This window comes from Ancylobacter sp. Lp-2 (genome assembly GCF_020523795.1).
Lineage (GTDB): Bacteria > Pseudomonadota > Alphaproteobacteria > Rhizobiales > Xanthobacteraceae > Ancylobacter.
This window is the reverse complement of record NZ_JAJALI010000017.1, coordinates 38,029-55,498: the sequence shown is the minus strand read 5'-3', so window position 1 is coordinate 55,498 and position 17,470 is coordinate 38,029. Positions and strand designations below refer to the sequence as shown.

The 17,470-nt window shown below is 68.9% G+C and carries 14 protein-coding genes; 4 read left to right on the top strand and 10 right to left on the bottom strand.

Annotated features, from left to right (window positions below; genetic code table 11):
- Window positions 1-46: 46 nt before the first annotated feature.
- From LGR54_RS24870 to LGR54_RS24850, 5 genes are all read right to left on the bottom strand, one after another.
- Window positions 47-970 (bottom strand): ABC transporter permease, encoded by a 924-nt coding sequence (locus tag LGR54_RS24870; RefSeq protein WP_230364646.1) that lies wholly within the window; start codon window positions 968-970, stop codon window positions 47-49.
- Window positions 963-2,039: an ABC transporter permease gene (locus LGR54_RS24865; RefSeq protein WP_230364645.1), complete on the bottom strand. Its 1,077-nt coding sequence runs from the start codon at window positions 2,037-2,039 to the stop codon at window positions 963-965. Before LGR54_RS24865 ends, LGR54_RS24870 begins: the two co-directional genes overlap by 8 nt.
- Complete coding sequence (locus tag LGR54_RS24860) at window positions 2,029-3,603, bottom strand: ABC transporter ATP-binding protein (RefSeq protein ID WP_230364644.1); 1,575 nt, start codon at window positions 3,601-3,603, stop codon at window positions 2,029-2,031. Before LGR54_RS24860 ends, LGR54_RS24865 begins: the two co-directional genes overlap by 11 nt.
- A gap of 288 nt (window positions 3,604-3,891) precedes the next feature.
- Window positions 3,892-4,869, bottom strand: coding sequence for a quinone oxidoreductase (locus tag LGR54_RS24855; RefSeq protein ID WP_230364643.1), 978 nt, complete (start codon window positions 4,867-4,869; stop codon window positions 3,892-3,894).
- Between the two features lie 38 nt (window positions 4,870-4,907).
- A complete protein-coding gene (locus tag LGR54_RS24850) occupies window positions 4,908-5,633 on the bottom strand; it encodes a phosphatidylcholine/phosphatidylserine synthase (RefSeq protein WP_230364642.1) in 726 nt (241 codons plus the stop codon).
- 167 nt (window positions 5,634-5,800) lie between these two features.
- Between LGR54_RS24850 and LGR54_RS24845 the strand changes: the two genes are divergently transcribed.
- A complete protein-coding gene (locus LGR54_RS24845; protein WP_230364641.1) occupies window positions 5,801-7,093 on the top strand; it encodes a UbiH/UbiF family hydroxylase in 1,293 nt (430 codons plus the stop codon).
- 12 nt (window positions 7,094-7,105) lie between these two features.
- Here the strand turns inward: LGR54_RS24845 and LGR54_RS24840 are convergent, their stop codons facing one another.
- Entirely contained in the window at window positions 7,106-8,062 is a 957-nt protein-coding gene (locus tag LGR54_RS24840) for an AEC family transporter (protein WP_230364640.1), read from the bottom strand.
- A 188-nt stretch (window positions 8,063-8,250) separates the two neighbouring features.
- On the opposite strand from LGR54_RS24840, the gene hspQ reads away from it, so the two are divergent.
- The gene (gene hspQ, locus LGR54_RS24835) at window positions 8,251-8,580 is read left to right on the top strand and encodes a heat shock protein HspQ (protein ID WP_213351762.1); all 330 of its coding nucleotides are present in this window, start codon (window positions 8,251-8,253) and stop codon (window positions 8,578-8,580) included.
- Between the two features lie 107 nt (window positions 8,581-8,687).
- On the opposite strand, the gene LGR54_RS24830 is transcribed toward hspQ, so the two are convergent.
- Complete coding sequence (locus tag LGR54_RS24830; RefSeq protein WP_230364639.1) at window positions 8,688-9,455, bottom strand: invasion associated locus B family protein; 768 nt, start codon at window positions 9,453-9,455, stop codon at window positions 8,688-8,690.
- Between the two features lie 359 nt (window positions 9,456-9,814).
- Between LGR54_RS24830 and LGR54_RS24825 the strand changes: the two genes are divergently transcribed.
- On the top strand, window positions 9,815-11,521 hold the full coding sequence (locus LGR54_RS24825; protein ID WP_230364667.1) for an extracellular solute-binding protein: 1,707 nt from the start codon (window positions 9,815-9,817) through the stop codon (window positions 11,519-11,521).
- Window positions 11,522-11,684: 163 nt separating this feature from the next.
- Window positions 11,685-12,005, top strand: coding sequence for a hypothetical protein (locus tag LGR54_RS24820; RefSeq protein ID WP_230364638.1), 321 nt, complete (start codon window positions 11,685-11,687; stop codon window positions 12,003-12,005).
- 98 nt (window positions 12,006-12,103) lie between these two features.
- Here LGR54_RS24820 and LGR54_RS24815 read toward each other — a convergent pair whose 3' ends face one another.
- The 3 genes from LGR54_RS24815 to LGR54_RS24805 form a co-directional block, all read right to left on the bottom strand.
- The gene (locus tag LGR54_RS24815) at window positions 12,104-12,505 is read right to left on the bottom strand and encodes a GIY-YIG nuclease family protein (protein WP_370638279.1); all 402 of its coding nucleotides are present in this window, start codon (window positions 12,503-12,505) and stop codon (window positions 12,104-12,106) included.
- 132 nt (window positions 12,506-12,637) lie between these two features.
- Complete coding sequence (gene mfd / locus LGR54_RS24810) at window positions 12,638-16,183, bottom strand: transcription-repair coupling factor (RefSeq protein WP_230364637.1); 3,546 nt, start codon at window positions 16,181-16,183, stop codon at window positions 12,638-12,640.
- Window positions 16,180-16,476, bottom strand: a complete 297-nt coding sequence (locus LGR54_RS24805) for a succinate dehydrogenase assembly factor 2 (RefSeq protein ID WP_214006830.1) — start codon at window positions 16,474-16,476, stop codon at window positions 16,180-16,182. The genes mfd and LGR54_RS24805 overlap by 4 nt, the downstream gene beginning before the upstream one ends.
- Window positions 16,477-17,470: the final 994 nt, after the last annotated feature.

Here is a 17,470-nt window from a genome sequence, read left to right as displayed (position 1 = left end):
CGCGGGGACACACGGCCGCTTGCGCGGCCGGATACTGCGCCGCCGCTCAGCGGTCCGGCACGAAGGGTACGCCGAGCGAGGCGGGGGCACCCTGCCCGCGCTTCATCGCCGAGATCAGCACCAGCGCCGCCACCGTCGCCAGATAGGGCAGCGAGGACAGCAATTGCGAGGGAATGCCGAGGCCGAAGCCCTGCACATGCAGTTGCAGGATCGACACCGCGCCGAACAGATAGGCGCCGGCCAATAGCCAGAGCGGCTTCCAGGCGGAGAACACCACCAGCGCCAGCGCGATCCAGCCCCGCCCGGCGGTCATGTCGCTGGCCCAGAACGGCGTATAGGCGAGCGACAAATGCGCCCCTGCGAGGCCGGCGCAGGCGCCGCCGAACATCACCGCCAGCGTGCGGATCTTGCGCACGGGATGGCCGAGCGCATGGGCGGCGGCATGGCTCTCGCCAACGGCGCGGAGGATGAGCCCAATGCGGGTGCGGGCGAGCCCCCAGGTCACCAGCGCCAGCAGCGCCACCGAGGCGTAGACGAAGGCATCCTGCCCGAACGCCACCTTGCCGAGGATCGGTAGGTCGGAAAGGCCGGGAATGTCGAGCGCCGGCGCGGCGTCGAGCCGCGTGCCGACGAAGGACGCGCCGATCAGCCCGGCGAGGCCGAGGCCGAGAATGGTGGTGGCGAGGCCGGACGCCACTTGGTTCGCCGCCAGCCAGATGGTCAGCGTCGCGAACACCAGCGACAGCGCCATCCCCGCCAGCACCGCCGCCAGCGTGCCGAGCAGCAGGCTGCCGGAGGAATAGGCGGTGGCGTAGCCGACGGCCGCGCCGATGATCATCATGCCCTCGACGCCGAGATTGAGCGTGCCGGCCCGCTCCGCCACCAGCTCGCCGAGCGAGGCGATCAGGAGCGTGGTCGCCGCCGCCACCACGCTGGCCAGCACCGCGCCAATCATCACCGTGTCAAGCATGGCGCACCCCTTCCACCCGCCGGATGCGGTAGCGCACCAGCACGTCCGCCGCCAGGATGGCGATGAGCAGCGTGCCCTGGAACACCCGGGTGACGTCAAACGGCATGCGCAGCGAGATCTGCGCCGCCTCGCCGCCGATATAGGTCAGCGCCAGTATGAAGCTCGACACCAGGATCCCCACCGGATGCAGCCGCCCCAGCATGGCGGCGATGATGGCGGTGAAGCCGTAGCCCGGTGAGATCGACGGTTGCAGGTTGCCGATCGGGCCGGCCACCTCGATGATGCCGGCGAGCCCGGCCAGCGCGCCGGAGACCGCGAACACGCCATAGGTCACGCGCCGCTCGTCGAAGCCGGCGAAGGCCGCCGCGCGCGGCGCCGAGCCGCCGAGTTCGATGGAGAAGCCGACCAGCGTGCGCCCCAGCACGAAGGTCGCCGCCACCACCACCACGAGCGCGATGACGATGCCGGCATGCATGCGCCCTTCCTCGAACAGCAGCGGCACGGTCGCCACCGCATCGAAGGTCACGCTCTGGGGAAAGTTGAAGCCGGCCGGGTCGCGCCACGGGCCGCGCACCAGATAGTCGAGGCCGAGCTGGGCGACATAGACCAGCATCAGCGAGGTGAGGATCTCGCTCGCGCCGAAACGCACGCGCAGGAAGGCGGGGATCAGCCCGTAGGCGGCGCCGCCGAGCGCGCCGAGCACCAGCATCGCCGGCAGCACCCACGGGCCGGCCTCGGTGCCGTGCGTCGCCAAAGCGAGCCAGGAGCCGAACACCGCGCCGACGACATATTGCCCCTCGGCGCCGATGTTCCAGCGATTGGCCCGGTAGCAGAAGGCCAGCCCGACGCCGATCAGCAGCAGCGGGCAGGCCTTCACCACCAGTTCCTGCAAGGTGTAGGCGTCGCCCAGCGGATCGATGAAATAGATGCGGAACGCCTCGACGGGGTCCTGCCCCATGGCGAGGAACATCACCGCGCCGACCACCAGCGTCACCGCCAGCGCCACGAAGGGCGCGGCGATCAGCCCGGCGAGCGGCACGTTCTCCTGTCTCTCCAGCTTAAGCGGCATCGGCATCCCCCTGCGCGGAGGCCGTCTCCGCGCCGCCCATGGCAAGACCGATCGCCTCGCGCGAGGTTTCCTCCACCGGCACCGGCGCGGTGAGCCGTCCCTCGCACATCACCGCGATGCGGTCGGTGAATTCCAGCAATTCGTCGAGGTCCTGGCTGATCACCAGCACCGCGCAGCCTTCCGCCGCCTTGGCTCGCAGCGTGGTGCGGATGAAGCTCGCCGCCGCCGCGTCGACGCCCCAGGTCGGCTGGTCGACGATGAGCAGCACCGGCTCGCGCAGCACCTCGCGGCCGATGACGAATTTCTGCAAATTGCCGCCGGACAGCCGCCGCGCCTTCGGGTCGCGCCCGCCAAATCGCACGTCGAAGCGCTTGACGATCTCGCCGAACATCGCGTGCAGCACCGAATGGCGGATCACGCCGTGCCGCACATTGCGGCCGTCGCCATGGGTGGTGAGCAACACATTGTCCGAGAGCCGCATATCCGGTGCCGCCGCGTGGCCGAGCCGCTCCTCCGGCACGAAGCCGGCCCGGAGCGCCCGTCGCTCGGTCGGCCCGAGCGCGCCGGCCGGGGTGCGGTCGATGACGATGGCCTCGGCGTCGCCACCCAGCCGCTCGCCGGACAGCGCCTCGAACAGCGCGGTCTGGCCGTTGCCGGCCACCCCGGCGATACCGATGATCTCGCCGGCGCGGATCTCCAGATTGATGTCGATCAGCGCCGAACCGCGCGAGCCGTCGCCCTTGAGGTTGAGGTTCTTCACCAGCAGGCGCGGCTCGCCGAGCTCGTGGGTCACGATGCGCGGCGTGCGCGGCACCTCGGCGCCGACCATCAGCCGGGCGAGGCTGGCGGCGCTCTCGCGGCGCGGATCGACCTCGGCGATGAACTTGCCGCCACGCAGCACGGTGGCGCGCTGGCACAGGCGGCGCACCTCGTCGAGCTTGTGCGAGATGAACAGCACCGCCCGCCCCTCGGCGGTGAGCAGGTCGACGGTGCGGAACAGGCTTTCCGATTCGTCCGGGGTGAGCACCGAGGTCGGCTCGTCGAGGATCAGCACCCGCGGATCGCCAAGCAGGCAGCGCACGATCTCCACCCGCTGGCGCTCACCCACCGAGAGTTCGCCGACCAGCCGATAGGGCTCGACCTGAAGCCCGTAGCGATGCACGCAGGCTTCGATACGAGCGGCGAGCGCCGCCAGGCCTTCATGGCGCGGCAGGCCGAGCGCGACGTTCTCCACCACGGTCAGCGCGTCGAACAGCGCGAAATGCTGGAACACCACGCCAATGCCGCGCGCCCGCGACGCCGCCGGATCGGGGAAGGAGACCGGCGCGCCTTCGAAGCGCAGCTCGCCGGAATCGGCCTGCAGCAGGCCGCACATCATCTTCACCAGCGTCGACTTGCCGGCGCCGTTCTCGCCGAGCAGCGCATGCGTCTCGCCGGCACGGATGGCGAGGCTGACGTGATCGTTCGCCACCAGCGCGCCGAAGCGCTTGGTCAGCCCGATCGCCTCCAGGAGCGCCGGCGGCGGCTCCGATGCCAATGGATCGGACGGCACGACATCAGCCATGGCGCGCCCTCCAGAGGCAGGCACGCTCCAGTGGCGTGCGCGCGAGCCTTGCTGTCGGAACCGGTCGGAGCGGGCAGCGATGTCTCATCCGGTTTCCACGACAGATGCACTTTAAACAAGCATCGCATGCCGGTTAGGCGGAGCAAGCCCAAAGTCTGGCCGGGCGCCCCGCCGACTTGATGCAATTCACGGCAATTTCGTATCTTCCCGCCGTTGCATCAGCCAATGAGCGCTAGCTGGCCAGTGTCGACCAGCGGACGCTTTGCTCGGCGCGGACCGGACGTCGCCTCAGGGAATCAGCACGCTCGATCCGGTGGTCTTGCGCCCTTCGAGCTCGCGATGCGCCTCAGCGGCGTCGGCGAGCCGGTAACGCTGGTTCACCGGGATCTTCACCGCCCCCTTCGACACCACGTCGAACAGGTCGGCGGCGTTGGCGTCCAGCGCCTCGCGGGTCGCCACATGGGTGAACAGCGTCGGGCGGGTCGCATAGAGCGAGCCCTTCTGCGACAGCAGCAGCAGCGAGAAGTTCTGGATGGCGCCCGACGCGTTGCCGAAGCTGACCCACATGCCGCGCGGCCGCAGGCAGTCCAGCGAGGCGGGATAGGTTGCCTGGCCGACGCCGTCATAGACCACGTCGCACAGCGCGCCCTCGGTGATCTCCTTCACCCGCGCCGCGAAATCCTCCTTGGAGTAGTCGATGGCGTAGGCGGCCCCGGCTTCCTTGGCGATGGCGCATTTCTCCGGCGAGCCAGCCGTGCCGATCACCGTGGCGCCGAGATGGCTCGCCCACTGGCAGAGGATCTGCCCGACGCCGCCGGCCGCCGCCTGCACCAGCACCACGTCGCCCGCCTTCACCGGATAGGTCTGGCGCAGCAGATAGCGGGCGGTCATGCCCTTCAGCATCATGGCGGCGGCGGTCTCGTCGGCGATGCCGTCGGGCAGCTTCACCAGCGTCGTGGTCGGCATCACCCGCTCGGTGCAATAGGCGCCGAAGGCGGTGCCATAGGCGACGCGGTCGCCGCGCTTGAAGCCGGTGACGCCCTCGCCGACCGCCTCGATCACACCAGCCGCCTCGTTGCCGGGGATGAAGGGCAGCCCGCCCGCCGCCGGATAGAGGCCGGTGCGGAAATAGGTGTCGATGAAGTTCAGCCCGATGGCGGTGTGCCGCACCCGCACTTCGCCCGGGCCGGGCGACTTGAGCTCGATTTCCTCGAGCTTCAGCACCTCGGGACCGCCGACCTCATGCACGCGCACTGCCTGGACCATGGAACGCACTCCGAAACAGGGATGGGGAAGACCGGCGCTCAGGCCGAGCGACGCCGCGAGGGCACCAGTCCGAACAGCAGGAAATACAGGGCGACGAGGCACAGGCCGACATCGACCCAGATCGGCGGGGCGAGCTTCTCCACCACCGCCGTCACCGCCAGCACCGCCCACAGCGCCAGCAGCCCGATGGTCAAGAGCCGCGCGCGCACCACCCGGAACGGGTGCACGAACTTGATCGGCAGGAAGGTCGCCGCCGCCAGGAAGGCGATGACCGCCGCCACCACATAGCCGTTCATCGGCAGCAGGAAGAAGTAGAACACCACGAGGTTCCACACCGCCGGGAAGCCTTGGAAATACTTGTCCTCGGTCTTCATGTTGGTGTCGGCGAAATACAGCGCGCTGGTGAGCAGGATCGCCGCGCTGGCCGGCACCGCCAGCCAGGCCGGCATCAGCCCGCCGGTCGCCACCGCGAAGGCCGGCACCAGCACATAGGTGAGGTAGTCGACCACGAGGTCGAGCGTCTCGCCCGACCAGCGCGGCAGCACTTCCACCACCCGCACCTTGCGGGCCATCGAGCCGTCGATGCCGTCGACGAACAGCGCCGCTCCGAGCCAGGCGAACATCAACGCCCAGTTGCCCTCGACCGCGGCGATCAGCGCCAGCAGGCCGAGCACGGCGCCGGTGGCGGTGAACACATGGACGGCGAAGGCAAGCGTCTGCTGACGCGTCGGCTTCTCCGCGAACGGTTTGACGGATACCGCCACTGGTTTCTCTCCCAAGGCCGCGACGCGAGACCGGCCGGCTTCTTCCTCGTCGACGTCGCGCATATATCACGCCCGTAGCGATCCGCATGGACAGACCGCGTTGCCCTCGCTTATCCCACACTCATGCCCGGCCTTGTAGCCCCGCACAACACAAGATGGAGGCCCTCATGGAGCCGCACCCCGCTTCCGCGTCGCGAAGCCCGGCGCAAAGCCCGGCGCTCGCCCCCATCGACGTGGCCGTGATCGGCGCCGGCGCGGCCGGAATGATCGCGGCCCTCGCCTTCGCCGCCGAGGGGTTTGACGTGACGCTGATCGGCCCGCCGCGCCGGCGCGACGCCCGCGCCACCGCGCTGATGGACGGCTCGGTGCATGCGCTCGAGGCGCTTGGCGTGTGGCCCCGCCTCCAGGGGGTCGGGGCATCGCGGAAGGTCTCGCCGCTGCGGGTCATGCGCCTCGTCGACGACACCGGCCGGCTGTGGCGCGCCCCCGAGGTGAGCTTCGAGGCCGGTGAACTCGGCCTGCCCGCCTTCGCGTGGAATGTCGAGAACGAAGCGCTGCTGCAGGCGCTGGAGGCCGGCATCGCCGCCGTGCCGCGAATCACCCGCGTCAAGGCCAGCGTCGCCACGGTCACCGATGAGCCGGACGCCGCCCGCCTCGTCCTCGACGACGGCCGCACCCTCGCCGCCGCGCTGGTCGCCGCCGCCGACGGGCGGAACTCGCCCTGCCGCGCCGCCGCCGGCATCGGCCTGCACACACGCGACTACCCGCAGGTCGCGATCACCGCGACGCTGTCGCACGACCGGCCGCATCGCGACGTCTCCACCGAGTTCCATACCCCGACCGGACCGTTCACCCTGGTGCCGCTGCCGGGCAACCGCGCCAGCATCGTCTGCGTCGTCGCCCCGAAGGATGCCGAGGTGCTGTCGGCGCTGGACGACGCCGCCTTCTCCCGCGAGATGGAGCGCCGCGCCCACTCCCTGCTCGGCAAGATGCGGCTCGACGGCCCGCGCGGCGCCTTCCCGCTGGTCGCCGGCACCGCCGAGCGCTTCGCCGCCGGGCGGATCTTCCTCATGGGCGAGGCGGCGCACATCCTGCCGCCCATCGGCGCGCAGGGGCTCAATCTCGGCATTCGCGACGCCGCCACCCTCGCCGAGCTCGCCGGCGATGCCCGCCGCGCCGGTCGCGACCCGGCCGGCAGCGACATCGCCGACGCCTATGAGCGACGCCGCCGCATGGATGTCGGCAGCCGCAGCCTCGCCGTCGACCTGTTCAACCGCTCGCTGCTGACCGGATTTCTGCCCATCCAGGGCGCGCGTGGGCTCGGCCTTTGGGCGCTCGGCCGCTCGGCGACGCTGCGCCGCCTCGCCATGCGCGAGGGCGTCGGCCCCGGCCGCGACGTGCCGCGGCTGATGCGGGCGCCGGCCGCGGAGCTCGCATCCGACGCGAATAACGTCGCCTAACTGTCTGATCTGTCAGTTCAGGCTGTGCGGCAGCATGTCGTGCTGCACGGCATAGAGCAGCGCGGTGACGGTCGCCACCGACACTACGGTACCGATCAGCACGCCGCCGGAGGCGCCTTCGACATAGGTCTCGTACTGCTTGGCCATGATGAAGGCGTTGAGCGCCGGCGGCAGCCCCGCCATCAGCACCGCCGTCGCCACCCACACCGGCGAGAAGCCGCCGACCAGCATCAGCACGGTGAACACCAGCACCGGGTGGAGCAGCAGCTTGATGGCGATGAGGAACGGCACCTCGCCGGAGACCTTGCCCATCGGCCGCAGCGCCACCGACACGCCGAGGGTGAACAGCGCGCAGGGCGCCGCCGCGTTCTTCAGGAACTCCAGCATGCGGTCGATCGCCGCCGGCGGGTGGAACTCGATGGCGGCGGAGAGCACGCCGAGGAAGGTGGCGACGTTGAACGGATGCGTCGCCACCCGCCGCACCACATACCAGAGCGTGGCGGGCAGCGAGCGCTTGTCGCGCCCGCCCAGTGCCATCAGCAGCGGCACCACGGTGAAGAACAGCAGGCTATCGAACACGAAGATCAGCGCGGTGGGCACCGAGGCCGCCGCGCCCAGCGCACCGAGCGTCAGGCCGGGGCCCATATAGCCGACATTGGAATAGGAGCCGACCACCGCCGCGATCGTCGCCTCCGGCAGGTTGCGGCGCAGCCACAGGCCGACGCCCAGCGACAGCGCGAAGCAGCTCGCCGAGCACAGCGTCGTCGCCAGGATGAAGCGGCCATTGGCGAGTTCGTGGAACGGCGTGCGCGCCACCAGCGAGTAGAACAGCGCCGGCAGCGCGACATAGATGATGAAGAAGCTCAGCCAGGCGAGCCCGCTCTCCGGGATGCGCGCGATCTTGCCGCAGCCGAGGCCGAGGAAGATCACTCCGAAGAAGGGAAGCGCAAGCGCGAGGACGTCGGCCATGCCCGTTGGCTATCGGCTCGCCACGGTGCGGTCAATCGGCGGAATGCGGCATGGCGGTTGCATCGACGGGACCCGTGGCCGTCCGGCCCAGGCGGCCGGCCTCAACTGCGACGAAAGTGCTGCTAAAGTTGACATCGCCGCACCCGGCGCTTAGGGCTCACCCGCGCGGAAGGGCGAACGATATGGACATGAAGGAACGCATCGCCAAATACCGCATCGGTCAGGTGGTACGCCACCGCCACTTCCCGTTTCGCGGCGTGGTGTTCGATGTGGACCCGGAATTCGCCAACACCGACGAGTGGTGGGAATCGATCCCCGAGCATATGCGCCCGTCCAAGGACCAGCCCTTCTACCACCTGCTCGCCGAGAACGCCGACACCGAATATGTCGCCTATGTCTCCGAGCAGAACCTCGAGCCGGACACCTCCGGCGAGCCGGTGCGCCATCCCCAGGTCGAGGAAATGCTCGCCGCCGATGGCGATGGCGGCTGGCGGGTGAAGAGCGACCGGCTGCAGTAACCCCGCGTCTTCGGCGACCTCCCGCCTTCGGCTCTTCATGAAAAATGCCCGGCGCTCGCGAGAGACCGGGCATTTTCATTATCGCATCTCCCGGGAGAGAGCCGGCCTCACTGGGCCGGCTGCGCGCCCTTCAGCTTCTCGGCGCCGAGCTTCTCCAGACCCTGCTTGGTCTTCTCCTCCTGCGCCGAGGCCTGCGCCTTCAGCTGGTCCTGGCGGGCCTTCACCTGGTCCTGGATCTTCTTGACCTGCTCCTCGAACACCTTCGGGTCGGTGTCGCCGCCGTCATAGACCTTGGCGAAGTCGCCGAGACCGATCGGGTAGTTGATCAACCGGCCGACCGCATTGGCGGCCTGGATGGTCAGGCCCGGGGCCTTCTTCATGCGGGCGATGAAATCGTCGTCGACCTGCAGGTCGCCGCGGCAGGTGCGCTCGTCGCACATGATGTAGGTGCCGAGGATCGGCTGCTCGTTGGCCAGCGCCACGCGGAAGCCCTGGCGCAGCAGCACGCCGGTCGGGAAGGAGACGGTGAAGAACTTCTTCGGATCGTCCTTCACCTCGAAGATGCCGAAGCGGACGAGGAACTGCCCGGAATCGGTGATGATGCTCTGCTCGTAGTTGCAGACCTTCTTGTTGATCTGCGCATTGTCCTCGCAGCGCTTCACCCACGGGATCGGGATCGCCGGGATCTGCGGGGCGGCCTGGCCCTGCTGCTGCGCCGGCGCCGGGGCGGCGGCCGGAGCGGCGGGCTTGGCCGCCGGCTTCTGCGCCGTCTGGGCCATGGCAGTGCCGGTGCCGGCAAGGGCGAGGAGCAGGGCGGCTCCGGCAAACTTGCGCGCCAGGCGCGACTGCGGCGCGGAAAACGAGCGTCTGATCATATCAAGTTCCTGTCGTGCGAACCGCGGCGAAGCTACGGCGCTGGGCTACGGCGACGAACGCCTTGGCGCCTTAAGGGAGACGAGGCTGTCTCCCGTCCAAATGCGGCAAGACAGTGGCTCATGGCGCGGCCGGCGTCCATTCTGTTATCAGTGGCGCGACCGATCCATACCGAATCCGTCGCAAGGAAACAGCAAGCGTGCCCGATATCACCCGTCGCGCCGTCCTGCGCAACGGCCTCGTGGCCGCCAAAGGGATCGCACTGGCCACCTGCCTGCCTGGCATTGTGACGCACGGGCTTGCCGAAACCGTGGCAGCCGCCGCCCCCGAGGGCCCACCCGTGCCACATCATGGCCTCGCCATGCACGGTGATCCGCTCTATCCCGCTGATTTCGCTCACTATGCCAGCGTCAATCCATCCGCCCCGCGCGGCGGTCGGCTGGTGCAGGGCGCGGTCGGCGCCTTCGACAGCCTCAATCCCTTCATCGTGCGCGGCTCGCCCGCTCCTTTCGTGCGCTGGAACCTCGTCGAGAGCCTGATGGCCCGCTCGCCCGACGAGGCCTTCACCGTCTACGGCCTCCTCGCCCGCTCGATCGAAACCGACGACGCCCGCTCCTATGTCGCCTTCGAGATCGACGAACGCGCCCGATTCGCCGACGGCACCGTGCTCACCGTCGACGACGTGCTGTTCTCCTTCGAACTCCTCAAGACCCGTGGCCGGCCCAATCTGCGCAGCTATTACGGCAAGGTCGCCCGCGCGCAGGCCACCGGCGAGCGGGCCGTCCGCTTCGACTTCGCCAGCGTCGACCGCGAGCTGCCGCTCATTCTCGGCCTGATGCCGATCCTCGCCCGCCACGCCACCGATGCCGAAACCTTCGAGCAGACCAGCTTCAAGGCACCGCTCGGCTCCGGCCCCTACGAGGTCGCGGCGGTGCGTCCGGGCGAGAGCGTCACGCTGCGGCGACGCGCCGACTATTGGGGCGACGGGCTGCCGGTCAATCGCGGCCTCTATAATTTCGCCGAGCTGCGCTACGACTATTATCGCGACGTGAACGGCCTGTTCGAGGCGTTCAAGCACGGCCTCACCGACGTCCGCTTCGAGACCGATCCCGGCCGTTGGAGCTCGGGCTACGACATCCCGGCGGTGCGCGACGGGCGCATCCTGCGCGAGGACATCGCCACCCGGGTGCCCAAGCCCTATTCGGCGCTGATCTTCAACATGCGCCGCAAGCCCTTCGACGATCCCCGCCTGCGCGCCGGCATGATCGAGCTGTTCGACGCAGAATGGGCGAACGCCAATCTCTATTTCGGCCTTTACCGGCGCTGCGGCAGCTTCTTCGACGGCTCCGAGCTTTCCGCGCGCGGCCGCCCCGCCGACGCCGCCGAGCGCGCCTTGTTGGCCCCCTACCCCGACGCCGTGACACCGACGGTGATGGACGGCAGCTGGCAGCCGCCCTCCTCCGACGGCTCCGGCCGCGACCGCGACCGCCTGAAGACGGCGCTGGAGCATTTCGCGGCCGCCGGCTACGTGCTGCGCAGCGGCCGGCTCGTCTCGGGCGCCGATGGCCGCCCGCTGGCTCCGGAGGTGCTGGTCGGCACCTATGATCAGGAGCGTCTCGCCCTGGCGTGGCAGCGCATGCTGAAGCGCGCCGGCATCGATCTGTCGATCCGCCTCGTCGACGGCGCCCAGTTCGAGGCGCGCAAGACGAACTACGACTACGACATCGTGCCCTATATCTGGGACCAGTCGCTCTCGCCGGGCAATGAGCAGGCCTTCTATTTCGGCTCCGCCGCCGCCGACACGCCGGGCACCCGCAACTTCATGGGCCTGAGAAGCCCGGCGGCGGATGCGATGATCGAGGCGCTGCTCGCCGCCCGCTCGCGCGAGGATTTCGTCACCGCCGTGCGGGCACTCGACCGGGTGCTGATCTCGGCCGGCTTCTCGCTGCCCTTGTTCTACACGCCGGGCGAATGGCTCGCCCGCTGGCGCGACGTCGAGCGGCCGGCGACGCTGTCGCTGCGCGGCACGCTGGCCGAGACGTGGTGGCAGGGCGAGCGCAAGCGCTGAGGCGCCGGGCCCCGCCTACCCCGGCACCACCGCGACGGGCGCGCGGGCCACACAAGCCGATTTCCTTAACCTAGCGACGCCCCAACGCTGGACAGGCCGGACGGAAACGGCTCCTTAGGGGGCGGCCGGTGTTGGAGATTTGGCTATCCTTCGGAGTTCGACCATGCGTTACGCCGCATTTCTTGCCGCCGGCCTTGCCGCCGCGGCCCTAGCCGTGGGACCTGCCGGCGCCCAGCAGTCCATCACCGTCCATCCGCAGGCGCAGCCGGGCGCGCAGGGCGAGGAAATCGTCATTCCGCCGCTGAACAACCCGAACTATCTCGATCCCGGCCCGATGCCGGATCGTCCGGGCTCCGACAAGTCGATGGACTACATGAACCAGGCCGGCGGCAACGAGCTCGGCGGCGTGGGTGTCGGCATCGGCAACGACGTGGATGCCGACGACCTGCCCGATGGCGACGGCGCCTACGATTCCGATCCGTAGGCCAGAGCCCTTCGGTTCTTCCCGCAAGAACAGCCCCGCATCCTGAGGTGCGAGCGAAGCGAGCCTCGAAGGATGCCCGTCCGGGAACCGGTGGCCACCTACTCCTTGCGGGTGGATGGCCGTCGCGCCGCCTCACGCAACGACGTCCAGTCGCCGCGTGCCAGCGCTTCCTTCTTCGCGCGGCTCCAGCCCTTCAACTGCCTTTCGGCGGCCACCGCATCGTCGATCCGTGGGAAATGTTCCGACCAGATGAGTGTCACGGGCCGCCGTCGATACGTGTAGTCGGGAGACGTTCCGCTCTGATGTTCGGCGAGACGTATCTCCAGCGCCCCGCGAGTCGAGCCGCATAGGAACTGTCGGCGCAGCGCAGCATGTAAACGACGGCGCTCATGCGCGCTCCCGGATGACCATCCTTCGAGGCCCGCGCCGCCTCGCCCCCCAGGATGAGGGTGTTCTCGATGGATAAGGACGGAGGGGAGTGACTCGGGCAAGCCCCTCACACCATCCCGCACCCGACACGCCGCCTTACCCCGCCCCGCATCCTGACGTCCGAGCGCAGCGAGCCTCGAAGAACGCAGGCCCACGCCGCCTCGCCTACCCCGCCCGAACCGCCAGACGCCCCCGCCCCCGGCTCATGCCGCCTTGGCGGTGCCGCCGGCGATCTTCGCCAGCTCCTTCAGGATAGCCCCGACGCCCTTCAGCCGCGCATTGGCGGTCGCCCAGTCGTCGGAGAACACCACCTTCAGGTCCGGCCGCACCTTGGCGATGACATGCGGCTTGCCGAGATAGGCCACCAGCCCGGCCGTATTCGGGAACTGGTTGTCGCGGAAGGTCAGCACCGCCCCGCGCGGGCCGGCATCGACCTTCTCGACATTGGCGCGCCGGCACAGCGCCTTGATGGCGACCAGCTTGAGGAACTGCTTCACCTCTTCCGGCGCCGGGCCGAAGCGGTCGACCAGCTCGGTGCCGACTTCCTCGATCTCCTCCTCGGTCTCGAGGTCGGCGAGGCGGCGATAGAGGTTCAGCCGCACATGCAGGTCGGCGACATAGTCCTCGGGGATCAGCACCGGCGCGCCGATGGAGATCTGCGGCGACCACTTCTCCGCCACCGGCGCGGTGATGCCGGCCTTGAGGGCGGCGATCGCGTCCTCCAGCATCTCCTGGTAGAGCTCGTAGCCGACCTCCTTGATGTGGCCGGACTGCTCGTCGCCCAGGAGATTGCCGGCGCCACGAATGTCGAGGTCGTGGCTGGCGAGCTGGAAGCCGGCGCCCAGCGTGTCGAGCGATTGCAGCACCTTGAGCCGCTTCTCCGCCTGCTGGGTGATCTGCTTCTCGGCCGGCAGGGTGAAGATCGCATAGGCGCGGGTCTTGGAGCGCCCCACCCGCCCGCGCAGCTGGTAGAGTTGGGCGAGGCCGAACATGTCGGCGCGGTGGATGATCAGCGTGTTGGCATTAGGCACGTCGAGGCCGGATTCCACGATGGTGGTCGACAGCAGCACGTCGAACTGCCCGTCATAGAAGGCGGACATGATCTCTTCCAACTGCGTCGCCGCCATCTGGCCGTGCGCGACGGTGACCTTCACCTCCGGCACGTTCTGGTCGAGATAGGCCTTCACCTCGCCGAGATCCTCGATGCGCGGGCAGACATAGAAGCTCTGGCCGCCGCGATAACGCTCGCGCAGCAGAGCTTCCCGCACGATCAGCGGATCGAACGGCGCCACGAAGGTACGCACCGCGAGGCGATCCACCGGCGGCGAGGCGATGATGGAGAGCTCGCGCACCCCGGTCATCGCCAGCTGCAACGTGCGGGGAATGGGGGTCGCGGTGAGCGTCAGTACGTGCACCTCGGCGCGCAGCTGCTTCAGCTTCTCCTTGTGGCCGACGCCGAAATGCTGCTCCTCGTCGACGATGACGAGGCCGAGATCCTTGAAGGAGATCGCCTTGCCGAGCAGCGCGTGGGTGCCGACCACGATGTCGACCGTGCCGTCGGCCAGCCCCTTGCGGGTCTCGCTGAGTTCCTTGGCCGGCACCAGGCGCGAGGCCTGGCGGACCACGATAGGCAGCTCCTTGAAGCGCTCGGAAAAGGTCTTGAAGTGCTGGCGCGCGAGCAGCGTCGTCGGCACGACGATCGCCACCTGCTTGCCGTTCAGCGCCACCGCGAAGGCCGCGCGCAGCGCCACCTCGGTCTTGCCGAAGCCGACATCGCCGCAGACGAGGCGGTCCATCGGATGGCCGGAGCCGAGATCGTCGAACACCGCCTCGATGGCGGCGTCCTGGTCCTCGGTCTCCTCATAGGGGAAGCGGGCGCGGAACTCGTCATAGGCGCCTTCGGCCGGCACCAGCCGCGGCGCTTCCTTGAGCTGGCGCTCGGCCGCCACCTTGATCAGCTCGGCCGCCATCTCGCGGATGCGCGAGCGCATCTTCGCCTTGCGGGCCTGCCAGCCGCCGCCGCCCAGCCGGTCGAGCTGCGCCTCGGTGTCCTCCGAGCCGTAGCGCGACAGCAGTTCGAGATTCTCCACCGGCAGGAACAGCTTGGAGCCTTCCGCGTAGTGGATCTCGAGGCAGTCGTGCGGCGCGCCCATCGCCTCGATGGTCTTCAGGCCGACGAACCGGCCGATGCCGTGGTCGACATGCACCACGAGGTCGCCGGCGGTCAGCGCCGACAGTTCGGAGATCACGTCCTGCGGCCGGCGCGCCTTGCGCTTGGGGCGCACCAGGCGGTCGCCGAGAATGTCCTGCTCGCCGATCACCGCCAGCGTGTCGGTCTCGAAGCCGCTCTCGATGCCGAGCACGGAGACGCCAAGCGCCCCCTTCGGCAGCGTCTCGGCGGCATCGCGCGAGCCGACCCGCTGCGTGCCCTTCAGCCCATGATCGCCGAGCACGGTGGTGAGGCGGTCGAGCGAACCTTCCGACCACGCGGTGACGACCGTGCGCTTGGTCACCGACAGCTCGCGCAGATAGGCGACGGCGGCCTCGAACAGGTTGGCCTCCGGATCGGCCCGCTCGGGCGCGAAGGAGCGCGCCGGACGGCCCTCGAGGTCCAGCACCTCCTTGGACGGCGGCACGGAAAACGCCGTCAGCGCCACCGCCGGCGCCTCGGCGCGCCGCCGTGTCCACTCCTCCTCGGCGAGGTAGAGCGCGTCCGGCGGCAGCGGCTTGTAGGGCGTGCCGCCGCCGAGCATGCCGTGGCCCGGATGCTCGTTGCTCTCGCGCCGGGCGTCGTAATAGTCGCGGATCTGCGCCAGCCGCTCGCCGGCGGCGTCGCCGGTCTGCGCCTCCATCACGATCGGGCTGTCGCCGAGATAGTCGAACAGCGTGTCGAGCCCGTCATGGAACAGCGGCAGCCAGTGCTCCATGCCCGGATAGCGCCGGCCCTCGCTCACCGCCTCGTAGAGCATGTCGCCGCGCTGGGCGGCGCCGAACTGCGCCACATAGGCCATGCGGAAGCGCCGCATCGTCTCGGTGGTCAGCTGCAACTCGCTCATCGGCACCAGGTCGAGCGCGCGCATCTGCGCGGCGGTGCGCTGGGTCTCCGGATCGAAGGAGCGGATGGATTCCAGCGTATCGCCGAAGAAGTCGAGCCGCACCGGCAGCGGCAGGCCGGGCGGGAACAGGTCGACGATGCCGCCGCGCACCGCATATTCGCCGGTGTCGCGCACGGTCGGCGTACGGATGAAGCCGTTGATTTCCGCCCAGCCGGTCACCTCGTCGAGCGACAGCGCATTGCCGGGCGCCGCCGAGAAGGACTGCGTGCCGACCAGCGCCCGCTTCGGCACGCGCTGGAGTGCCGCGTCGACGGTGGTGAGCACGATCGAGCCACCCTCGCGCCCCTTCACCCGCGCCAGCCGCGCGAGCGTGGTCATGCGCCGGGCGACGATATCGGCATGCGGCGAGGAGCGGTCATAGGGCAGGCAGTCCCAGCCGGGGAGCGGCAGTCGCTCGACCTCGGGAGCGAAGAAGGCGAGCGCCCGCTCCAACTCGGCCATGCGCTCGGCGTCGCGGCAGATCACGGTAAGCGTCGGCCAGGCGGCCTCTTCCTTCGCCGCCAGCGCGCGGGCGAGGTCGCCGATGACCAGCCCCTGCATGCCGGCCGGCACATTGGCGAGAGTGACCGTGCGGCCGGGAGCGAGATGGCTGATCAGGCTGCGGTCGATCAGGGCGGAACGGGCTTTGCTCATATTTCGGGAAGGCCTTCCCCGGAGAGGTGGAAGCGGCAGAAACGCTGGAACATCGGCGTGTCGAACGGCGCCGGGGCGACGCCGGCATTGACCCAGCCCAACAGGTCCGGATCCTCGATCTCGATCAGCAGCTCGAAGGCATCGACCTCCTCCTCGCTCATTTCCGGCAACAGGGCATCGGCGAAGCGGCCCATCAGCAGGTCCATCTCGCGCGTGCCGCGGTGCCATGCGCGAAAGAGAAGCCGCCGCCGCCGAGGGTCGAGCCCCGCGCTCGACCGCGTGGTTCCGGTCATTCGAATGCGCCTCGTTAGGGACCGCGCCACGCGGCCTCAAAGGAAAGCCGACGTCTTAGCGCGCCCGTGCCCCGCTGTCAGGTAGGCAATGGGAAGGGGTTCGGGAAGGGGGCGGAGGATGGGATTGGCGCCCGCGCGGTTCGTGGCAGACACCGGTTACCCCACCGCTTCTCCTCTTCCCGCCGGCGAGAGGACCGGGCCGAGTGACGCGCGACACTTGGTTCTGCAGGACGAGACACTTGATTTTGCACCAGGTGCAGGAGGTGGCGCCGACCGTCTGAAGCAGACGTCAAACACCCACTCCGAACCACATCAACGCCCTCTTACAGCTTGATTTCACTCGCCGAATAGTCAGGGCCCTGAATTTTCAGCTGACCGGGAAACCTGTACGCCAAGGGCCCGACTTCCCTTGTCGCTATCGCATTTTCTTCCTGGTTCGTGGGGGCGAGCGGTCGGACCGCCAATCCCTAACATCTTGCTTTTGTGAATTTTTTGAACTCCGAAACCGATCACCCTCAACGGTGCGACACTTCCGGGATCATGGTGTGAACCCCGAAGCGAGGACGGCGCGCGCCCCCGCCTGCCGCGCACTTTTCCGCGCTGGTACAAACGTCTCTTAGGCCACCGCCCGCGGAGCCGCTCGCCCTGCCAAATAACCGACATTATGAGGTTTCCCGGCGTGACGGGCTTGCCGTTGGCCAGCCGTTCAGCAGTGCAGCAGGGGGCTTTTGGCGGCCACTGAGAAGCACGCCCCTCATTCTGCAAAATCAAGTGTCCCGTTCGCCAGAAACTTCCGGCTTCTGCAAAATCGTGCGCCACCGTCCAGAGCGATCGAGAGAGGTTGAAAACGCCTGCCCGATATAGGTTTCCCCATATGATCCCGGCAGATCCCACCTAATCCCGCTTATGCGAGATCAAGTGTCTCCGCTCAGTATGGCACCCGGTACCTCTTCGCCGATCCGGCTCGCGGACCACCTCTTGCCAACGGAAGCGG

Coding starts and splice junctions, on each gene's coding strand:
- LGR54_RS24865 (WP_230364645.1), bottom strand. CDS start 2,039: ATGCCGCTTAAGCTGGAGAGACAGGAGAACGTGCCGCTCGCCGGGCTG.
- LGR54_RS24805 (WP_214006830.1), bottom strand. CDS start 16,476: ATGACCGGAACCACGCGGTCGAGCGCGGGGCTCGACCCTCGGCGGCGG.
- LGR54_RS24870 (WP_230364646.1), bottom strand. CDS start 970: ATGCTTGACACGGTGATGATTGGCGCGGTGCTGGCCAGCGTGGTGGCG.
- LGR54_RS24840 (WP_230364640.1), bottom strand. CDS start 8,062: ATGGCCGACGTCCTCGCGCTTGCGCTTCCCTTCTTCGGAGTGATCTTC.
- LGR54_RS24830 (WP_230364639.1), bottom strand. CDS start 9,455: ATGATCAGACGCTCGTTTTCCGCGCCGCAGTCGCGCCTGGCGCGCAAG.
- mfd (WP_230364637.1), bottom strand. CDS start 16,183: ATGAGCAAAGCCCGTTCCGCCCTGATCGACCGCAGCCTGATCAGCCAT.
- LGR54_RS24860 (WP_230364644.1), bottom strand. CDS start 3,603: ATGGCTGATGTCGTGCCGTCCGATCCATTGGCATCGGAGCCGCCGCCG.
- LGR54_RS24855 (WP_230364643.1), bottom strand. CDS start 4,869: ATGGTCCAGGCAGTGCGCGTGCATGAGGTCGGCGGTCCCGAGGTGCTG.
- LGR54_RS24820 (WP_230364638.1), top strand. CDS start 11,685: ATGCGTTACGCCGCATTTCTTGCCGCCGGCCTTGCCGCCGCGGCCCTA.
- hspQ (WP_213351762.1), top strand. CDS start 8,251: ATGAAGGAACGCATCGCCAAATACCGCATCGGTCAGGTGGTACGCCAC.
- LGR54_RS24845 (WP_230364641.1), top strand. CDS start 5,801: ATGGAGCCGCACCCCGCTTCCGCGTCGCGAAGCCCGGCGCAAAGCCCG.
- LGR54_RS24825 (WP_230364667.1), top strand. CDS start 9,815: ATGCACGGTGATCCGCTCTATCCCGCTGATTTCGCTCACTATGCCAGC.